This is a genomic window from Candidatus Binatus sp. (genome assembly GCF_036567905.1).
Lineage (GTDB): Bacteria > Desulfobacterota > Binatia > Binatales > Binataceae > Binatus.
The window spans coordinates 37,103-53,798 of the sequence record NZ_DATCTO010000012.1 but is presented as its reverse complement, the minus strand read 5'-3'; the positions used below and the strand labels follow the sequence as shown (position 1 = coordinate 53,798).

Below are 16,696 nucleotides of genomic sequence, written 5' to 3'. Positions count from 1 at the left end.
CAATAACCTCTATATAGTCGGATTGAAGTAAACTTCCATCCGTGAACGCCTGAGATAGTAGATAACCCGCTGAATGAATACTGCCCCGAGCACGATCGCTCCGGAGAACATGATATAGCCCATCCACACGTTGCCGTCCGGCCATATGGCTACCCACACCGCGGTGCCGATCATATTCACAAACGCTATCGGCACGAAGTACTTCCAGCATGCCGTCATTAGCTGATCGATTCGGACTCGCGGCAGCGTCGCGCGTATCCACATCGAGACGAAAACCAGGAATAGTACTTTGACGTTGAACGTAATCACTTCCAGCACGTTCATCGCAACTGCATTGTTCGTCACGTGCGGAAATTGCCATCCGCCAAGGAACAGCGTCGTGATTATCGCGCCGACGATAAACAGGTTTCCCCATTCCGCCATGGAGAAACACGCGTAGCGCCAGCCGCTATACTCAGTCGCAAAGCCTGCCACCAGTTCGGATTCGGCTTCGGGCAAATCGAACGGCGTCCGGTTAGCCTCGGCGAGCGACGACATATAGAGGATGTTGGCCGCCACGAACGTGAATGGATTGGCGAACAGGAACCAATGCTGCGGCGCCCAGCCCTGGCCGCGGATGATTCCCTGCATCGACAGCGTGCCCGTCATCAGCACGACCGGGAAGATCGAAAGCCCCGCCGGTATTTCGTAACTGACTATTTGCGCCGCCGAGCGGACTCCGCCGATCAGCGACCACTTGTTGTTCGACGCCCATCCCGCCATCAGCACGCCCACCACCGTAAGCGCCGTCACCGCCGTCATGTACAGGATGCCCACGTTCATGTCGGCCAGTATCAGCGACGACGAGAACGGCATCACCGCCCACGGCAGGATGAACGCCAGCATCACCAGGTACGGCGCCAGCTTGAACAGGCGCGAGTCGGCTTCGGCGGGGACGATGTCTTCCTTGCAGACGATTTTCACTCCGTCCGCCAGCCACTGCAGGAAGCCCTGCGGACCGACGCGGTTTGGGCCCACCCGCGACTGGATTCGCGCCCACACCCGCCGCTCGACCCAGGTCACGATTCCCCCAAACGGAAGCGCGACGACCAGGAACACGACCGCGCTCATCACGAACACCACGATCGCGGCGACCAGGTCCCGCGGCGGGTGCTTGCCGAACGCGCCCCACGCAATCAGATTTTGAATCAGCGTCTGCATCGATGCCTATCGATCGATCTCCGGCGCAATCACGTCCAGGCTCGCGATCAGCGTGACCAGGTCCGCGATCATCAATCCCGCGCTCAGCTTCTGGATGATTCCCATCGCCGCGAACGATCCCGTGCGCACGTGAACCCGCCACGGATAGCCGGTGCCGTCGCTGACCAGGTACCAGCCCATGTCGCCGCGTCCGCTCTCGACGCGAATCTGGCATTCGCCGGCCGGCGGCTTGAAATTGCGCACCACTTTCGCCAGCACCGCGCCCGGCGGAATCTTCTCCAGCGCCTGGCGCAAAATCTTCGACGACTGCGCCATCTCGCGAATCCGCACCACGTATCGATCCATCGAGTCGCCGAGCTTGCCCCACTGGCCATTGCCGACCGGCACCTCGAACTCGAACTCGGGATACACCGAATACGGAATGTCCTTGCGGATGTCCCACTTGATTCCGCACGCGCGCAGATTCGGCCCGACCAGGTTGTAGTTGATCGCGTCCGCCGCCGTGATCACGCCGACGTTCGCCAGCCGCTCGATGTAAATTTTGTTCCACGAGATGAGCGCGTTGTATTCCTCGAGGATCGGGTCGAAATGATCCAGGTACGCAAGCGCCTTCTCGCGCCATCCGGGGGGCAGGTCCCACGCCACGCCGCCGATTCGCATGTAGTTGAACGTCAGCCGCGCGCCGCACAGCTCTTCGATCAAATCGTTGATCATCTCGCGCTCGCGGATCACGTGCGCGAACGGCGTCATCGCGCCGATATCCATCGCCATCGCGCCCACCGACAGCAGATGCGACGCGATTCGGTTGAACTCCGCCGCGATCACCCGGCAGTACTCGCCGCGCCTGGGCACTTCGATTCCGGCCAGCTTCTCGCACGCCATGCCCCAGCCCTGGTTGGTGAACATCGCGCACACGTAATCGACCCGATCGGTGTATGGCATGAAGCCGCGGTAGCCGACCTTTTCCGCAATCTTTTCGATCGATCGGTGCAGGTAGCCGACGTCGGGTATCGCCTCGCGCATCACCTCGCCGTCGGCGCGCACCACGAAGCGCAGCACCCCGTGCGTCGACGGATGCTGCGGGCCCATGTTCAGCGTCATTTCTTCGGTGCGCAGCGTGCTCATTTCTTTTTCGTGTCGAGCCGCACTATCGGGCTCTCCCTGACCGTTGAGATTCCGTGGTATTCGGCCGGCTCGACGAAATCCTTGCGCAGCGGATGACCGATCCAGTCCTCCGGCATCAGGATTCGCCGCATGTCGCTATGCCCTTCGAAGTTGACTCCCAGCAGGTCGAATATTTCGCGCTCCATCCAGTTGGCCGACTTCCACACGCCCTCCAGCGTCGCCACGCTCGGATTGTCGCGCGGCAGCTTCACCTTCAACACTGCGCCGTGGCGATGCTGGTACGAGAACAGGTGATAGACCACCTCGATCCGGTCCTTGTAATCGACGCCGCTCTGGTTGGACAGGCAGTCCATCGCCAGCTCGGGATCCTGATTCATGAAACGGCCGACTTCGACGATCGCTCCAGGGTCAATCACCGCGAACGGATCCGGCTTTTTCTCGGATATTTCCAGCACCCGATCGCCGAACCGGCTCTTGACCCGCTCGATTATTTGGAGCGCCTCCATTTGCTCAGGCTGCTGCGACCTGCTTTGCGTTGGGCGAGCGCACCAGCCAGCGCTCGGCCATGATCTTCTCTTGCAGCTTGAGCAGGCCCTCGGTCAGCGCCTCGGGGCGCGGCGGGCAGCCGGGAACATACACATCGACCGGCAGGATTTTGTCCACCCCGTCGCAAACCGAGTAGGCCAGTTGGAACAGTCCGCCGCAGCTCGCGCACGAACCCATCGCGATCGCGTATTTCGGGTCGGGCATCTGATCGTAAAGCAGCCGCGTCCTCAGCGCCATTTTCAGCGTCAGCGTTCCCGCCACGATCATCAGATCGGACTGACGCGCCGAAGCGCGCGGCACCGCGCCGAAGCGATCGAGGTCCGCGCGCGGGCCGCCCGTATGCATCAGCTCGATCGCGCAACATGCCAGGCCGAACAGCATGTACCAGATGCTCGATTTGCGCATCCAGTTCAGCAGTTCGTCCGTCTTGGTGGTCAGAACGTAATCCGGGAGCGTATTGAGCAGGGGCATAAAATAAACCTCAGTCTTCGACCGGTACTTTCTTGATCCATTCCAGGTCGTGCTTGACCCACACATAAATCAGGCCGACGAACAGGATCAGCAGAAAAATTAAAATTTCGCTGAGCGCGTAAAGGCGGCGCCCGGAGCGCACCCAGTCCAGGTAAACCGCGGCAATCGGATAGACGAACGCGATCTCGACCTCGAACACCACGAAAATCAGCGCGATCACGTAGAAGCGGACGTTGAAATTGATCCACGCATGTCCGGTCGGCGGCTCGCCGCATTCGTAGGGAGTCAGCTTTCGATCGTACGGATTTTGCGGCGCCAGCAGACTCTGCAGACCGAGCATCGCCGCCACAAAGCCGATCCCTATGATCGTAAGCGCCAGCGGCACCCCGAAATTGATATACATTTTAAGTTACCGAGTCCTCATTAATCGGACCGGACTAAGCTGTCAAGAAGGACCGCTTCACCAGCGATCGATTTCGCTTAAGAAAATCTTAATTCAAACCCGCGCGCCGCCAAGCGACGGCTATTTGTGCTCCTTCAGCAACGCCTTCAATGCCGCCGCTTCGAGCCACGCGCCGTGTCCTGCGGGGCACACGTGCATTGCTACTCCGGCCTCGGTTTTCGCCACCAAAAACTGCTTGCAATGCGGACAAGCTGTCTTGCTCAAGCGCTCGCGCATCTTCTCGATCAGGTCGGAATCGCGCTGTCGCGCCCACTGATCCTCGCGCGCCGCCTCGACATCGTGCAGCTTGTTGCCCAGCCGGTCCTTGTTATCGCCAGTCATAGTCCCGCCTCTTCATCGCGCGCCGTCAGGTCATATCCTTGATCAGCTTGCCGCTGCGTGCTTTCTCGACCGTGGCCTCGAATTTCGATCCGAGATCGACGCCCATCTCCTTGGCCCGCTTCTTTGCCCACAGTCCGACGTTGCGCGAGTCGCGATAGAACGAATCGTCGCGCGGCTTCGACGCGTCGAAACTCGCAATCCGTGACGACTCGCTCTCGACCACCGCGAAAGACGACATCACGCGCCGCAGCCGCGCCGACCCGCACTCGGGACAGGCGCAGCGCTCGCGGCGACGCGATGAACCCATTATCACGTGCGAGCTGACGAGCCCGCATCGCGAGCATTCGTACTCGAAAATAGGCATCAGAACTAAAGAATATCCTGCCCGCCGACGGCCCGCAAATCAGCCCGATGGCGCGGCTTTCGCAGTCTGTCAGGTGGAATTTTTATTTTCGCGGGCGCCCGGCTTGAGCCGCGACAAGGGCCGCCAACTTTCGCGCACGTCGAGCACCGGTCCCGCCAACGGATTGCCGGCCAGCAGGATAAGTCCAATTGCGCCGACCGCCAGCCCGCATCCGAGCCACCACAATGAGCGGTACTCGACGCCGAGCGCGACCATCGCGAGCGCCCAGATCGGGATGATGAGCGAGACGACGAAGCGCATCAGCACACTCATCGCATGTTCGGCATGTTCGACGCGGTCAGCCATCGATTCTCTATTTAGCCGCTTCGCCGCCGCCATTCAAACCCCCGTTCGCGCCGCTTGGCGAGATTTCATACAGCGCCGGCGGCCCGCCGCCACCGATCAGATTGGACTTCGCGATGAGCTTGAGCCGCGTCCGATACCCGGGCGCCGTCGCGTCCAGCTCGCGCGGCGTCGCAATCAGATAGACAGGCCTGCCCGCGGCAACATTTGCGCATTGAGGATGAGCAAGATCGGGTACTGCGGCGCCGTAGTAGTACGACAGCTCGTAGTTGATGCCCGATGGGATGCACAACTGATCGCCTTTGACGTGATCCGCGACGATCGGCACAAAACTCTTGACGCTGCGCATCGTGGCGAGGTCGGGTCGCAGCGTCGCGGTCCACAACAGGCTCAAGGAAAGCGCGAGGAGGCCAAACGCGGCGCCCATTGCAATCGAGCGCCGTCGGATCAGCGCGAAGATCGCAAGCGCAAGCGCGACCAACCAGCCCGCGCCGTATGCGAGAACCCCCCGCCCAAATGTTCCGAGGTTGGCACGAATGATCGAATAGTAAGCGGCGTCGCTCGATTGGAGATTCACCCGCGGCGCGCCCCGGAAGAGACAAACGAAAAGCGTCGCCAAAATCGGGCTCAGCACGAATAGCGCGACGAGCACGTCGCGCAACTTCGCCGCGGCACCGCGTACGTCCAGCGTGAACACCGATGCGCACACAATCGCAATCCCCGGAATCGCGGGCAGGATGTAATCGTCGCGCTTGACGCTGGCGATCGAGAAAAAAATTAACACCGCGAGCGACATGCTGGCCTGGTAAATCACCGCGCGCCGCTTCCCCACCGCAATCTCGCCGGTGTAGAAGGCAAGCGCGGCCGGCACGATCAGGATCGTCATCGGGAAAGCGCCGCCCAGCAGGCGCGCGGCAATAAAATAGAAGGGCCGATAACTCTCGCCCGTCCCGCCGAGCTTGGCCGGCATGAAATGCCCGAAATTCTCCGCGAAGATGATCCTGAGGATTTTATTCCCGCCGGCGAGCGCCGCCGGCACGTACCAGACCGCACCGATCGCGACCGCAATCGCGACCACCTGCCACGGCCATCGTTGACGCAGGATCGCGATGGGATTGCGCCGCTCGATCAGCAGATAGATCGAGGCGGCAAGCGCGCACAGCACGATTGCAACCGGGCCCTTGGCCAGGATTGCCAGCCCGAGGATCAAGCCTGTCTGCATCGGCCGGCGCGGCGCGGCGCGCGCTTGGGGCTGCGAGTTGTCAACTAACGTTGCCAGCCGGCAGTACGCTGCAAACAAAAGAAACGTGAGCAGCATGTCGGTCAGCGCTTCGGTCGCGCGCGACGCGAATCCGTAGGTGCCGAGCATGAACGCAAACGCAAGCCATCCTTCGGATGCGCCGACGTTGGCCGCCGTCCAGGCGAGCACTGCAGTCGCGAGCGCGGTGCCTGCCACGACAGACACTGCCCGCGCGCGAACCTCGTCCACGGTGGCGCCGGTCGCCTTGGCGACGAGCGCTGAAAGCCAATAGAAAAGCGGGGGCTTGCGATCGGTGTAGCCGTACGCGTCGCTCGGAATCAGCCAATGCCCGTCGCGCACGATGCTCTGAATCCACTGGGCCGATTGCGGCTCCGCGTCCTTCTGAAACGGCGCGCTGATTCCCTGTACGAGCACGATGAAGGCGAATAACGCGGCAATCGCGAGCGTTGCCCGTCGCAGGACCGCGCCGCCGCTCGCAGCCGCGGGAGTATCTGGACGCTCGCCAGTCACGGACGGCGGCCCGGCGCGATCGGCGCGAGCCACAGATGGCGCAGTCCGCCCGCCCAGTCGTACCGCGCCACCTGCATCGAGACGGTGTTGTGGGCGTAACCGATTCTGCCGCGGCCGTCGATCAGTATTATTCCGGCCTCCGCACCGGTCGCGTCGATCATTTCGCGGATCGCCTCGCCCGCGACGGAGCGCGGCGAGCCGTCCGCGAGCGCCAACACCGCCTCGCGGCAGAGCGCGGTCAGAATGATCGCCTCGCCCTGCCCGGTCGCCGAGGCGGCTCCGAATGCGTGGGCGAAAGTGCCGGCGCCGATCAGCGCGGAATCGCCGACGCGTCCAAACAGTTTGCCCGGCACGCCGCCGGTCGAGGTCGCTGCCGCGAGCGCGCCGCGATCATCCACGGCGACCGCGCCGACCGTGCCGTGTCCCATCGCGGCGCGTGCGGCGCGCTGGGCCGCGAGCATTCCGCTCTGCTGCTTTTGCGCGCGCCATCGCTGGCGTGCGCGCTCGGTCACCATTTCCTCGGGCCGCACGAGCCGGATCCCGACCTTGCGTGCGAAGCTTTCCGCGCCGGCACCCGCCATCATGATGTGCGGCGAATGCTCCATCACGGCGCGCGCGAGCACTATCGGGTTCCGCACGCGGCTGATCGCGGCAACCGCGCCGGCCGAGATACTGTAGTCGGATCCGCTGGAATGATCGGTATGGGCTGAGCGCTTGCCTCGTGAAGCAGGTATGAGCGCGGCCGGATCGGCGACCGGCTCGGCGAACATCACGGATGCATCCATTTCGACGTTGCCCTCGGAGTTGAGCAACGAGCCGTAGCCCGCATTGAACAGCGGATGATCCTCGAGCGCCGCGACCGTCGCGACCACGGCCTCGAGCGCGCTGCCGTTGGCGCGAAGAATTCCCGCGCCCAGGCGCATCGCAGCCATCATCGCACGGCGCCGCTCGGCGCGCTCCGCACCGGGACCGGCGGAACCGGCGCCGCCGTGCGCGACGAGTGCGGGACGATTGCGCGCGCGAGCCATCTTAATTGTCAGGGCGGCGGCCCCAGAGAAACAGCCGCTTGAAGTCGAACGTCATCGGCCCGCAAGTGCCGTAGGCCAAGTTGAGCCGCGCCGTCAACTGGGCGAGAAATTCGTCGTGACGATCTGCCGGGAGCGCATCGAGGAAAGGCCGCAGCCCGGTCGAGCGGTACCATTGAACGACGTCGGCGGGCCGATCCATCGGATGGTGAAACGTCAGGTGATAGCAGTCGATGCGGTCGTAGCCGAGCCGCGCCAGCATCGCGGCGTAAAACTCCGGCGGCTCTTCGTCAAACGCATGTTCGCGCCCGCCCAGCATTGTGTGCCATGGCGCCTGCCGCGCGAGCCGCCCGATCTCCATCTTCGCGGTCTCGGTCTCGTTGGCAGGCATCTGCACCACGATCCTTCCGCCCGGGCAAAGCGCGTCGAAGCACGCTGCGAACAGCACCGGCTTGTCGGGAATCCAATGAAAAGTGGCGTTCGAGAAGATCAGCGTGTATGCGCGGTCGGCGCGAAACTCAGGCACGTCGAGCAACTCGAACGAGACGCGCGCTTTGAGCCCGGCGGCCTCGCCGTCAAGCAGCTTGCGAGCCGCCTCGATCATCGCGGGTGAACCGTCCACGCCGAGCGCCGATCCACGCGGGCTGCGCCGCGCCAGCTCGAGCGTGTTCTCGCCGGAGCCGCAGCCGAGATCGATGATTTTTTCGTTTTCGTGGTCAGTGAATTGAAGGCGCGACAGGATGTGCTCGACGGGTTCCGCGCGGTAGCGCCGAAAGCGGTTGTAGAGTTCGGGATCCCAATCGGACATGAGCGTCGCCTTCCTGTGAGGCAGCATAAGTGGCGCACGAAACGCTCACAAGCGCGTCTTGCAGCAAAGTGTGTAATCGTGCACAAGCATAGCGGATGAGCGAACCTTCGGAATCTCCGCCGGCAGCGCCCAAGCGCAGGCCGCGGCGCATCTTTGGCATCGGCGCAATCCTGCTGGGCGTCCCGATTATTCTATGGCTGGGGGCAGCCCTCTTCGTCGCGCGATCGTTGATGTTCCCGGACTTTCTCCGCGACGGCAGGCAGGACGTCTTCGGACAGCATGTTCCGTCGTTCAAGCGGGGCTCGGTGACGGACATCGGGGCCGCGCTCGGCGTCGAGCCCGAGCGATTGGACTGCGGTGTGGTCGAAGAGGACGGCATCCGCCACCGTCAGGTCAGCGTGGTGGGATGGTATTTCCCAGGCAAACGCCGCGAAGTGGTGGTGATCGTGCCGGCGGCGGGAGCGCCGGAAGTGGCTATGATTCCGTACGCGAAGTTTCTGCTGGGCGCCGGCTACACCGTGGTCGCGAGCTACAGCGCCAACAATCCGAGCTACGGAATCAACTGGGGAATGCTGAAGCGCAAATTCGCGCTGGCGACCGCGCGCACGCTTGGCGCCGACGGCTTCGATAAAATCGCCGCGCTGGGGATATCCGAGGGCGCCGCCGGCGCGATCATGGCGCAGGCCGAGCAGCCGGTCTTCACTGCGATCGTCGCCGACAGTTCCTACGCCAACCTCGCGCAACTGTTCATGCGCAGCCCGTCGCTGTCACGGCTGAATCCCGCGTTCGCCGGCACGGTAATGTGGGAAGCGCGGCTATGGTTCGGGCGCTCGCTGTACAAAATCTCGCCGGTCACCGACGCGGGCAACCTGGGCACTTGCTCATTGCTCATCATCCAGAATCGCGACGACAGGATCACGCCGATTGCCGACGGTAAAGCGCTGCTCGACTCGGCAGGCTTCAACGCGCAGATGTGGACGGTGCCGTCGGGCGGCCACGGCGACGCGATCTACGAGGATCCCAACGGGTACGCCGCGCGAGTCATTAAATTCCTCGACGCGAGTTTTGACATCGAGCGGCCCGCCGCCAAGCCGCAGGCGCATTGACGGCGGGCTAAATCGCCGGTCCGGCTACATTCGCGGCTGGCTCAGCTCGACCAGCAGCGTGCTCTTGAGCCGCTCGAACAGCTCGTCAATGTTCCACGGGCCGTTGTTATACAGAATCTTGTCGGGAACGATGTGCCGATAGCGCATGATGCGAAAGCCCGACGCGCCAAAGCATTGCCCGGTAACGTTCGCGGCATCGTCGCTGGCGAGAAAAACCACGATCGGCGCGACGTTGGCGGGATCGCGCGGGGTGCCCTCGACGTTTTCGGACTGCGGGATTCCGGTCGCGCCGGGCATCCTGCCCGCCGGAATCGTGTCGGTCATGCGGGTCGCCGCTCCCGGCATGATCGCATTTACCGTGATTCCATATTTCTGCAGCGAGTTCGCGCTCGAGTACGTCAGGCCCAGGACTCCCGCTTTGGCGGCGGCGTAGTTGGGCTGGCCGGGACTGCCCAGCGCCGAGTTCGATGAGAAGTTGATGATCCTGCCGTACTTGTGCTCGCGCATATACGCCGACGCGGGACGGACCGTGCAGTAGTGCCCCTTGAGATGCACTCGGATCACGTCGTCCCATTCCTGTTCGGACATGTTGAAGATCATGCGGTCGCGCAGGATGCCGGCGACGTTGACCAGGATATCGAGCTTGCCGAATTCCTTGATCGCCTGGTTGACGAGGCCCTCGCCACCTTCGACGGTGGCGATATCCATGTGATTGGAAACGGCGCTGCCGCCCGCGGCCTTGATTTCCTTGACCACGTCGTCGGCCGGCGATTGAGTTTCCTTCTGGCCCGCGACCGTGACGCCAAGATCGTTGACTACCACTGCGCATCCCTGCGCGGCGAATGCCCTCGCGACGCCGCGGCCGATGCCGCGACCGCCGCCGGTGATGGCGGCTACCTTTCCGTCGAGCTTGCCCATTGCTCAATATCTCCCTTGCGGCATAATGCCGGAATCCAAACGCGCCCAGCGTTTTGGTTCGTATAAGGCGCTTATAGCGCAAAACCCGGCGAACAGAACAGACGCGCTATCGCTTACGCCGCGACCGTCGCCTGCCCGCTCACTTGGACTCACTGTAGGGATCGGAAAAGACGAATTCCCTGACGTCTCCCGAGGTCGTGAGGCGGCCTATCTTGCCGTTGGGCTCGGTGAACCACAGGCGGCCGTCGGGACCGGCCGTGATGAAAGTCGCCATCGAGTTTGCAGGCGTGGGCAACCGCGTGAACTCTCCCCGCGGCGTCACGCGATAGATCAGTTGCGCGCGAATCACCGTGACCCAGAGATTTTTGTCGGCGCCCGCCGCGATTCCGAGCGGCACACCGGGCTTGGGCAATGCGAACTCCGAGATATAGCCACCGGGCGTGATGCTGCCAATTTTGTTGGCCCGCGGTTGGGTGAACCACACGTTGCCGTCGGCGCCAAGTGTCATCATCGCAGGGCGGCCGTCGGGATTGAGGATTTGGAACTCCTTGACCGCGCCCGAGACGGTGACGCGCGCGATGCGATTGACCTGATCCTCGGCGAGCCACAGGTTGCCGTCGCTGCCGGCGACTATTTCGGCGGGACCGGTCCCCTTGGGCAGTTCGATCTCGGTCAGAGTGCCGGTGGTGCTGAGCCGCCCGATACGATTGCCCGAATGCTCGGTGAACCAGAGATTGCCGTCGGGTCCCGAGGTGATTCCCGCCGGTCCGCTGTTTGGATGGGGCAATTTGACGTATGCGATTTTGCCGTCGGGCGCCACGCGGCCGATCCGGTTGCCGGCCGCATCGGTGAACCAGACTGCGCCGTCGGGGCCCGCGGTGATCCGTTCGGCGAATCCGCCGGGATCGATCGGAAAGCGTTTGGCGGCGCCGTACGGGGTCATCCGTCCTATCCCGTCGCCCTGGTACTCGGTGAACCACAGATTGCCGTCGAGGCCCGCCGTGATTGCGTACGGCGCATGGGTGCCCAGCGCCGCTCCGGTGGGCGTTGGTTTCGCGCTCGCAACGGCGCCGGCCGCGGGCGCGGGCTTCGAGGGCGAGGGTTGTCGCGCGGCGCATCCCTGCACGATCGCAAGAGCGGCGGCAAAAATTGCGAACTTCAGCGCGCGGTTGATCGAGGGCTGGCTCAATTGACGGTTGCTCCCGGAGTATTGCCGATCGGATTTCGCGGCCAAGTGATGCTTATAGTTCAAGCCGCGGGCGCGCCACAACTTGAGCGCCGGGTGCGATCGATGGGGCGGACGCAGTAATCGGGGAATCTAGCTGCTGAAGCGCCCGCTGCCGACGGCGATCTCGCGCAACTTGGCGACGCGCGACTGTATCGCGCGGCTGCGGCGCATTCGTTCCAGCGTCAGCGGGATTCGATAGGTCCAGTTCGAATCGCTGATCGTTCCGGGCCGATTGATTCGCGCACTCCATCCAAACAAATCCTGGATCGGAATTATCACCAGCCGCGACGGCGCCGCGTACAGCGCCGCCAGAATCGCATCGCGCGCCCTTTCCCCGAGCATTGGGCGAGGATTCACCCGGCGCTCGAGACCAAGCGCGCGCACGAATTTCTCACGCTCGGCAACCGGCTGCGCGCGCCACCACACGGTCAGCGGTTCGGTGTCATGCGTGCCCGTAGTCGCGAGCGAAAGTTCGGGATAGGCCGCGGGGCTGAGAAATGGCTCATCGCTTCGGCTCCAGTCGCGTTCCCACTGCATCACCTTGTATCCCGGCACGCCCAGGCGCGTGAGCGATTCGCGCACCCACGGCGGCACCGTGCCCAGGTCTTCAGCGATCAGTTCCGCCGCGCCAACTTCCTGCTGGATCGCGCGGATCACCTCTTCGCCCTGGAGCCGCTGATCCGCTTCGTCCGCCGGTGTGAAAATTCCCGCCGCGTCCGGGTCAGAGCCGAAATTGAAAGTTCGATAAAGCCCAACGACGTGATCGACTCGAATCAAATCGTAAAGCGAACTGGCGCGGCGCGCGCGCGCGCGCAGCAGCTTGAATCCACGCGCGCGCATCTGATCCCAGTTGGGGATCGGCAGGCCCCATCGCTGTCCCTTGGGATTGAAATCGTCGGGTGGCGCGCCGACGGTGCGCGACAGATCGAACTCGTCCTGGTTCGCCCACACCTCGGCGCTGTCGCCCCGCGGCGAGAACGCAAGGTCTCCGCCGATCAGCGCGCCGCGCGAGGATGCGTAGGCGCGCATCTGCGACCATTGCCGGTGCGCGATGAACTGCCAATAGGCGTACATCTCGATCGGCTCGGCCAGTTCGCGGCGCGCGGCTGCGAGCGCGGCGGGATCGCGCTGCGCAATTTGCGCCGGCCACGCTTCCCAACCGCTCCAGTTGAAGCGCTCCTTGAGCGCGCGAAACAACGCGTAGTCGCCGAGCCAGTACGAGTTGGCCTCGATGAACCCGTCGAGTTGCGCAGCCTCGTCGCGTCCGCCGCGCGCCCGGGTCGCCCGGTATGCGCGCTCGAGCAGCGCAAATTTCTCCCGCCGTATGATCGAACGTCGCACAAAGCGCGCCTTACCAACCGCCGCGCGCGCGCGCTTCAGCACGACCCGCCCGACGCCGGCCAGCCCGCCCACCGAGATATACATCGGATCGATCGCCATCACGCTCATCGCGCTGTACGGGCTGAGATCGCCGCGGCCGGTCTCGTCCAACGGCAGCAGCTGGATTACCCGATGACCCATCGACAGCGCGAAATCCATCATCGGCGCGAGATCCGGTATTTCCCCGCGTCCGAGGCTGTCGCGCGTGCGGATCGAGAATAGTGGAATCAGAATTCCCGCGGACCGCGTCAGCATCGTGCGATTATCCAGCGGTCCGCTCGATCCTCGGGGTTCAAATCACGTAGCCGCCGTTGGGGCTGAGCACCTGGCCGACCATGAACTTCGAATCCTCGCAGGCCAGATAAAGCGCCGCCGCCGCGATGTCGCTCGGCTCGCCGAAGCGCCCCATCGGCGTCATCGCTTCCAGCTGCTTGCGGAACTCGCCCTCGATGATCGCGGTCATCGGCGTGTCGATGAATCCCGGCGCGATGCAATTGACCAGAATCCCCATCATCACCACTTCCCGCGCCACCGACTTGGTGAACGCGATGATACCGCCCTTCGCCGCGCAGTAATCCGACGCGAACGCCAGCCCCGTGGTGCCGGCGACCGAGCCCATATTGATGATGCGTCCCGACTGTTTCGGGATCATCAGCTTGAGCGCCTCGCGGGTGCAGTAGAACGTCGAGTCGAGATGCGTCGCGAGCATCTTGTGCCAATCCTCGTCGGTCTTCTGGTGAGTCGGGGTCACCTCGCTAGTGTCGCGAGCGCGTGCGATGCCCGCGTTGTTGATCAGGATGTCGATGGTCCCGAACGCGGCGATGAAGTCGGCGAACATCTTGCCGACCGCCGCGCTGCTCGACACGTCCGCAACGAACGCCCGCGCCCTGCCGCCCGCGCGCTCGATTTCAGTCACGACGTTTTGCGCCGACTCGGGCCTGATGTCGTTGACGCCGACTTTCGCGCCCTCGCGCGCGAACGTCAGTCCCATCTCGCGCCCCAGCCCCGAGCCTGCGCCGGTGATCAGTACAACTTTGTCCTTCAGTTTCATCGCGCCCCTACTTCTTGCCTTCCCTGAGTTGTCGCTTCCAGTCCAGCCGCCGCGCCTGCGCGCCGGCCGCCTCCGCTTCCGGCACCATCCCCTTCTTTTGATAGAACATGCTGAGGTTGGTGTACGCCAGGATGTCTTCCGGTTCCTGCGCGATATATTTTTTCGTCAGCTCGATCGCTGCGTCGAGATCGCCCTTGGCCTGGTAGCACATCGTCATTCCGTGGATCGCATCGGCGTACTTCGGATCGATCTCGAGCGCTTGTTTGTACAACTCGATCGCTTCGTCGAACTTGTCATCGGCGTATGCGTCAATCGCCTGGTCGTACAGTTCTTCTTTGTCGGGCATGGCGAACCTCCGGTAAATGCGCGCGCCGCACGTTGCGGGAAGATTTCGCGCACACCCATCCTCTTATATACTAGACTCTGCATTATGGAGAATTCGCCCGCACCGACCGAAGCAGACGTTTACGAAGTGCTGCGCGAGTGCTACGACCCCGAGATTCCCGTCAATCTCGTGGATCTCGGACTCATCTACGGCGTCGCGATCGACAACCGCGTCGTCAATGTCACGATGACGCTCACCGCGCCCGGCTGCCAGATGGGCATGATGATCACGCAGGAGATCCAGGACAAGCTGCTCGGCATTCCCGGCTGCGACGACGCCTGCGTCGAGATCGTCTGGGATCCGCCATGGACACCGCACATGATGAGCGACGCGGCGAAAAAACAACTCGACCTCGACGACTAGCGCCGCCCCGCGTCAGTCCGGATCGATCAGCACGCCCGGGTTGAGAATCCCGCGCGGATCGAGCGCGCGCTTCGCCGCCTTCAGCGCCCGCGCGAATCCATCCGGACGCTGGCGGTCGTACCACGGCCGATGGTAGCGGCCGACCGAGTGATGATGCGTGATCGTGCCGCCCAGCCGCATCAGCTTGTCCGAGACCGCCGCCTTTATTTCGTCCCACTGCTCGATCTCACCGCCGCGTCTGCCCGGCGCCAGCACCGTGTAGTACGGCGCCGGCCCGTCGGGATAAACGTGCGTGAACCGGCAGGTGACCGTGCCCTTGCCGCACACTCGGGCTATCGTATCGCGCGCGCACTCCATCAGCTGGCGATGAAATTCCCCGAATCGCTCCCACGTGATCGCAGTCTCGAACGTGTCGCTCACCATTCCCATCGCGGCCAGCGTGTCCATCAGGTAGGGCGCGCTCAGAAACGCGTTGCGCCACGCTCCCGCCGATCCTTCGTGCGTCGCGTCGGCGTCGGTGCGGGTCTTCGCCGCGTCCGCCGGTATTTTCCCGCCGTGATCCGCGCAGCACTCCAGCGCGCGCTTCATCCACGGCTCCAGCGGATGGTCCGCCGACTCGAATGCGAGCACCAGCACGGCCTCATCACCGTTGCCCGCGCCGGAATTGAAAGCCTCGCCTTCGTCGAGTACCCGGCAATTCGCGGGATACAGCCCGGCCTGTGAAATCTGGCGCACCGCCTCCGCCGCCTCGATCATGCTGGGAAACGGAATCGACGCGCCCGTGCGAAACGTCGGCCGATCCTGAAGCCGCATCCAGGCCTCGGTGATGATGCCCAAAATTCCTTCGGAGCCGATGAACATCCGGTCCGGGCTGGGACCTGCGCCCGATCCGGGCAAGCGCCGCGATTCGACGATCCCGGTTGGAGTCACGACGCGCAGCGATTCGACGAAGTCGTCGATATGCGTGTACAGCGTCGCGAAATGCCCGCCCGACCGCGTCGCGATCCATCCGCCCAGCGTGGAAAATTCAAACGACTGCGGAAAATGTCGAATCGTGAGGCCCGCCGGCTTCAACTGCGCGTCGAGCGCGGGACCATACACCCCGGCCTGAATTCGCGCCGCGCGCGAGACCCGATCGACTTCCACGACTTTGTCCAGATGCATCAGATCGATCGAGACCGCGCCGCGACAGCGCTCGCCTTCGGGTGGTTCGACTCCGCCGACGACGCTCGAGCCGCCGCCGTATGGCACCGCTGCAATCCGCGCGCCGTCGCACCATTCGAGCACCGCGATCAGTTCTTTCTCATCGCGCGGAAACGCGACGACGTCGATCGGATTCGGATAGTAACGGCGAAACGCACGCCTGAGATCGCGCGAACTCTTGCCGTAGGTGTGGCCGGCGCGATCGTGGATGCTCGCCGAGCAAATCGCTTCGAGCGCCGCCGGTGGTTTCACCCGCGGCGCGCGCAGATTCAGCTCGCTTTCCTTGGGCGCCGGCGTGATCTTGATTGGTCCCAGGCCGAATCGCTGGGCGATTCGCTCGGCCATATGCTTTTGCTGTTCGGGAGTCGGCCCCTGGTCCTCGTAGCCCCATCCCCAGAACTTTCGCCTGCGATTCTCGGCCATCGGATTGATCCTCGTGATGCGCGCTATGCGTCAAAGTTGCTGAACCCCGCGATTTTGCGCCCGCCCCGCCCGCGAGGGCAAACAACAAATGCTGCGCGCGGTGACCACCGGCCGCCTTGCGACCGGCAGGTCGCTTCCTCTTTTGTGTCATCCCGAGCGAAGCCGAGGGACCCCGGCTCCTGCATCGCCCCGACAGGAAACCT

General features: G+C 63.5%; 19 protein-coding genes. 2 read left to right on the top strand and 17 right to left on the bottom strand.

Annotated features, from left to right (window positions below; translation table 11 throughout):
• Positions 1-9 precede the first annotated feature (9 nt).
• The 11 genes from nuoH to VIO10_RS01560 form a co-directional block, all read right to left on the bottom strand.
• Positions 10-1,200: an NADH-quinone oxidoreductase subunit NuoH gene (gene nuoH, locus VIO10_RS01610; protein WP_331958310.1), complete on the bottom strand. Its 1,191-nt coding sequence runs from the start codon at positions 1,198-1,200 to the stop codon at positions 10-12.
• A gap of 6 nt (positions 1,201-1,206) precedes the next feature.
• A complete protein-coding gene (locus VIO10_RS01605; RefSeq protein ID WP_331958308.1) occupies positions 1,207-2,325 on the bottom strand; it encodes an NADPH-quinone oxidoreductase in 1,119 nt (372 codons plus the stop codon).
• On the bottom strand, positions 2,322-2,831 hold the full coding sequence (locus VIO10_RS01600) for an NADH-quinone oxidoreductase subunit C (protein WP_331958306.1): 510 nt from the start codon (positions 2,829-2,831) through the stop codon (positions 2,322-2,324). Before VIO10_RS01600 ends, VIO10_RS01605 begins: the two co-directional genes overlap by 4 nt.
• A 4-nt stretch (positions 2,832-2,835) precedes the next feature.
• The gene (gene nuoB, locus VIO10_RS01595) at positions 2,836-3,342 is read right to left on the bottom strand and encodes an NADH-quinone oxidoreductase subunit NuoB (protein ID WP_331958304.1); all 507 of its coding nucleotides are present in this window, start codon (positions 3,340-3,342) and stop codon (positions 2,836-2,838) included.
• A 10-nt stretch (positions 3,343-3,352) separates the two neighbouring features.
• Positions 3,353-3,745, bottom strand: a complete 393-nt coding sequence (locus VIO10_RS01590) for an NADH-quinone oxidoreductase subunit A (protein WP_331958302.1) — start codon at positions 3,743-3,745, stop codon at positions 3,353-3,355.
• A gap of 120 nt (positions 3,746-3,865) precedes the next feature.
• The gene (locus VIO10_RS01585; protein ID WP_331958300.1) at positions 3,866-4,126 is read right to left on the bottom strand and encodes a zf-TFIIB domain-containing protein; all 261 of its coding nucleotides are present in this window, start codon (positions 4,124-4,126) and stop codon (positions 3,866-3,868) included.
• Between the two features lie 25 nt (positions 4,127-4,151).
• Positions 4,152-4,490: a zinc ribbon domain-containing protein gene (locus tag VIO10_RS01580; RefSeq protein WP_331958298.1), complete on the bottom strand. Its 339-nt coding sequence runs from the start codon at positions 4,488-4,490 to the stop codon at positions 4,152-4,154.
• A gap of 69 nt (positions 4,491-4,559) precedes the next feature.
• Positions 4,560-4,835: a hypothetical protein gene (locus tag VIO10_RS01575; RefSeq protein WP_331958296.1), complete on the bottom strand. Its 276-nt coding sequence runs from the start codon at positions 4,833-4,835 to the stop codon at positions 4,560-4,562.
• 7 nt (positions 4,836-4,842) lie between these two features.
• Positions 4,843-6,636, bottom strand: a complete 1,794-nt coding sequence (locus VIO10_RS01570) for a hypothetical protein (RefSeq protein WP_331958294.1) — start codon at positions 6,634-6,636, stop codon at positions 4,843-4,845.
• The gene (locus VIO10_RS01565; RefSeq protein WP_331958293.1) at positions 6,600-7,631 is read right to left on the bottom strand and encodes an isoaspartyl peptidase/L-asparaginase family protein; all 1,032 of its coding nucleotides are present in this window, start codon (positions 7,629-7,631) and stop codon (positions 6,600-6,602) included. The genes VIO10_RS01570 and VIO10_RS01565 overlap by 37 nt, the downstream gene beginning before the upstream one ends.
• A 1-nt stretch (position 7,632) precedes the next feature.
• Positions 7,633-8,436: a methyltransferase domain-containing protein gene (locus VIO10_RS01560; protein WP_331958291.1), complete on the bottom strand. Its 804-nt coding sequence runs from the start codon at positions 8,434-8,436 to the stop codon at positions 7,633-7,635.
• Positions 8,437-8,531: 95 nt separating this feature from the next.
• Between VIO10_RS01560 and VIO10_RS01555 the strand changes: the two genes are divergently transcribed.
• Complete coding sequence (locus VIO10_RS01555; protein ID WP_331958290.1) at positions 8,532-9,542, top strand: hypothetical protein; 1,011 nt, start codon at positions 8,532-8,534, stop codon at positions 9,540-9,542.
• Between the two features lie 24 nt (positions 9,543-9,566).
• Here VIO10_RS01555 and VIO10_RS01550 read toward each other — a convergent pair whose 3' ends face one another.
• From VIO10_RS01550 to VIO10_RS01530, 5 genes are all read right to left on the bottom strand, one after another.
• Positions 9,567-10,460, bottom strand: coding sequence for an SDR family NAD(P)-dependent oxidoreductase (locus VIO10_RS01550; RefSeq protein ID WP_331958289.1), 894 nt, complete (start codon positions 10,458-10,460; stop codon positions 9,567-9,569).
• A 139-nt stretch (positions 10,461-10,599) separates the two neighbouring features.
• Positions 10,600-11,649 carry a virginiamycin B lyase family protein gene (locus VIO10_RS01545; RefSeq protein ID WP_331958288.1) on the bottom strand — a complete coding sequence of 350 codons (1,050 nt, stop codon included), beginning with the start codon at positions 11,647-11,649 and terminating at the stop codon, positions 10,600-10,602.
• 129 nt (positions 11,650-11,778) lie between these two features.
• Entirely contained in the window at positions 11,779-13,323 is a 1,545-nt protein-coding gene (gene malQ, locus VIO10_RS01540; protein WP_331958286.1) for a 4-alpha-glucanotransferase, read from the bottom strand.
• A gap of 37 nt (positions 13,324-13,360) precedes the next feature.
• The gene (locus VIO10_RS01535) at positions 13,361-14,119 is read right to left on the bottom strand and encodes an SDR family NAD(P)-dependent oxidoreductase (RefSeq protein WP_331958284.1); all 759 of its coding nucleotides are present in this window, start codon (positions 14,117-14,119) and stop codon (positions 13,361-13,363) included.
• Positions 14,120-14,126: 7 nt separating this feature from the next.
• Positions 14,127-14,465, bottom strand: a complete 339-nt coding sequence (locus tag VIO10_RS01530; protein ID WP_331958282.1) for a tetratricopeptide repeat protein — start codon at positions 14,463-14,465, stop codon at positions 14,127-14,129.
• Between the two features lie 84 nt (positions 14,466-14,549).
• On the opposite strand from VIO10_RS01530, the gene VIO10_RS01525 reads away from it, so the two are divergent.
• Entirely contained in the window at positions 14,550-14,867 is a 318-nt protein-coding gene (locus VIO10_RS01525) for a metal-sulfur cluster assembly factor (RefSeq protein WP_331958280.1), read from the top strand.
• A 12-nt stretch (positions 14,868-14,879) separates the two neighbouring features.
• Here the strand turns inward: VIO10_RS01525 and VIO10_RS01520 are convergent, their stop codons facing one another.
• Positions 14,880-16,493 carry an FAD-binding oxidoreductase gene (locus tag VIO10_RS01520; RefSeq protein WP_331958278.1) on the bottom strand — a complete coding sequence of 538 codons (1,614 nt, stop codon included), beginning with the start codon at positions 16,491-16,493 and terminating at the stop codon, positions 14,880-14,882.
• Positions 16,494-16,696 lie beyond the last annotated feature (203 nt).

Excerpts from the sequence above, each read along its gene's own strand:
- VIO10_RS01600 (WP_331958306.1), bottom strand. The coding sequence starts at position 2,831 with ATGGAGGCGCTCCAAATAATCGAGCGGGTCAAGAGCCGGTTCGGCGAT.
- VIO10_RS01550 (WP_331958289.1), bottom strand. The coding sequence starts at position 10,460 with ATGGGCAAGCTCGACGGAAAGGTAGCCGCCATCACCGGCGGCGGTCGC.
- VIO10_RS01535 (WP_331958284.1), bottom strand. The coding sequence starts at position 14,119 with ATGAAACTGAAGGACAAAGTTGTACTGATCACCGGCGCAGGCTCGGGG.
- VIO10_RS01520 (WP_331958278.1), bottom strand. The coding sequence starts at position 16,493 with ATGGCCGAGAATCGCAGGCGAAAGTTCTGGGGATGGGGCTACGAGGAC.
- VIO10_RS01590 (WP_331958302.1), bottom strand. The coding sequence starts at position 3,745 with ATGTATATCAATTTCGGGGTGCCGCTGGCGCTTACGATCATAGGGATC.
- VIO10_RS01530 (WP_331958282.1), bottom strand. The coding sequence starts at position 14,465 with ATGCCCGACAAAGAAGAACTGTACGACCAGGCGATTGACGCATACGCC.
- VIO10_RS01580 (WP_331958298.1), bottom strand. The coding sequence starts at position 4,490 with ATGCCTATTTTCGAGTACGAATGCTCGCGATGCGGGCTCGTCAGCTCG.
- nuoH (WP_331958310.1), bottom strand. The coding sequence starts at position 1,200 with ATGCAGACGCTGATTCAAAATCTGATTGCGTGGGGCGCGTTCGGCAAG.
- VIO10_RS01555 (WP_331958290.1), top strand. The coding sequence starts at position 8,532 with ATGAGCGAACCTTCGGAATCTCCGCCGGCAGCGCCCAAGCGCAGGCCG.
- malQ (WP_331958286.1), bottom strand. The coding sequence starts at position 13,323 with ATGCTGACGCGGTCCGCGGGAATTCTGATTCCACTATTCTCGATCCGC.
- VIO10_RS01565 (WP_331958293.1), bottom strand. The coding sequence starts at position 7,631 with ATGGCTCGCGCGCGCAATCGTCCCGCACTCGTCGCGCACGGCGGCGCC.
- VIO10_RS01575 (WP_331958296.1), bottom strand. The coding sequence starts at position 4,835 with ATGGCTGACCGCGTCGAACATGCCGAACATGCGATGAGTGTGCTGATG.
- VIO10_RS01585 (WP_331958300.1), bottom strand. The coding sequence starts at position 4,126 with ATGACTGGCGATAACAAGGACCGGCTGGGCAACAAGCTGCACGATGTC.
- VIO10_RS01605 (WP_331958308.1), bottom strand. The coding sequence starts at position 2,325 with ATGAGCACGCTGCGCACCGAAGAAATGACGCTGAACATGGGCCCGCAG.
- VIO10_RS01525 (WP_331958280.1), top strand. The coding sequence starts at position 14,550 with ATGGAGAATTCGCCCGCACCGACCGAAGCAGACGTTTACGAAGTGCTG.
- VIO10_RS01560 (WP_331958291.1), bottom strand. The coding sequence starts at position 8,436 with ATGTCCGATTGGGATCCCGAACTCTACAACCGCTTTCGGCGCTACCGC.
- nuoB (WP_331958304.1), bottom strand. The coding sequence starts at position 3,342 with ATGCCCCTGCTCAATACGCTCCCGGATTACGTTCTGACCACCAAGACG.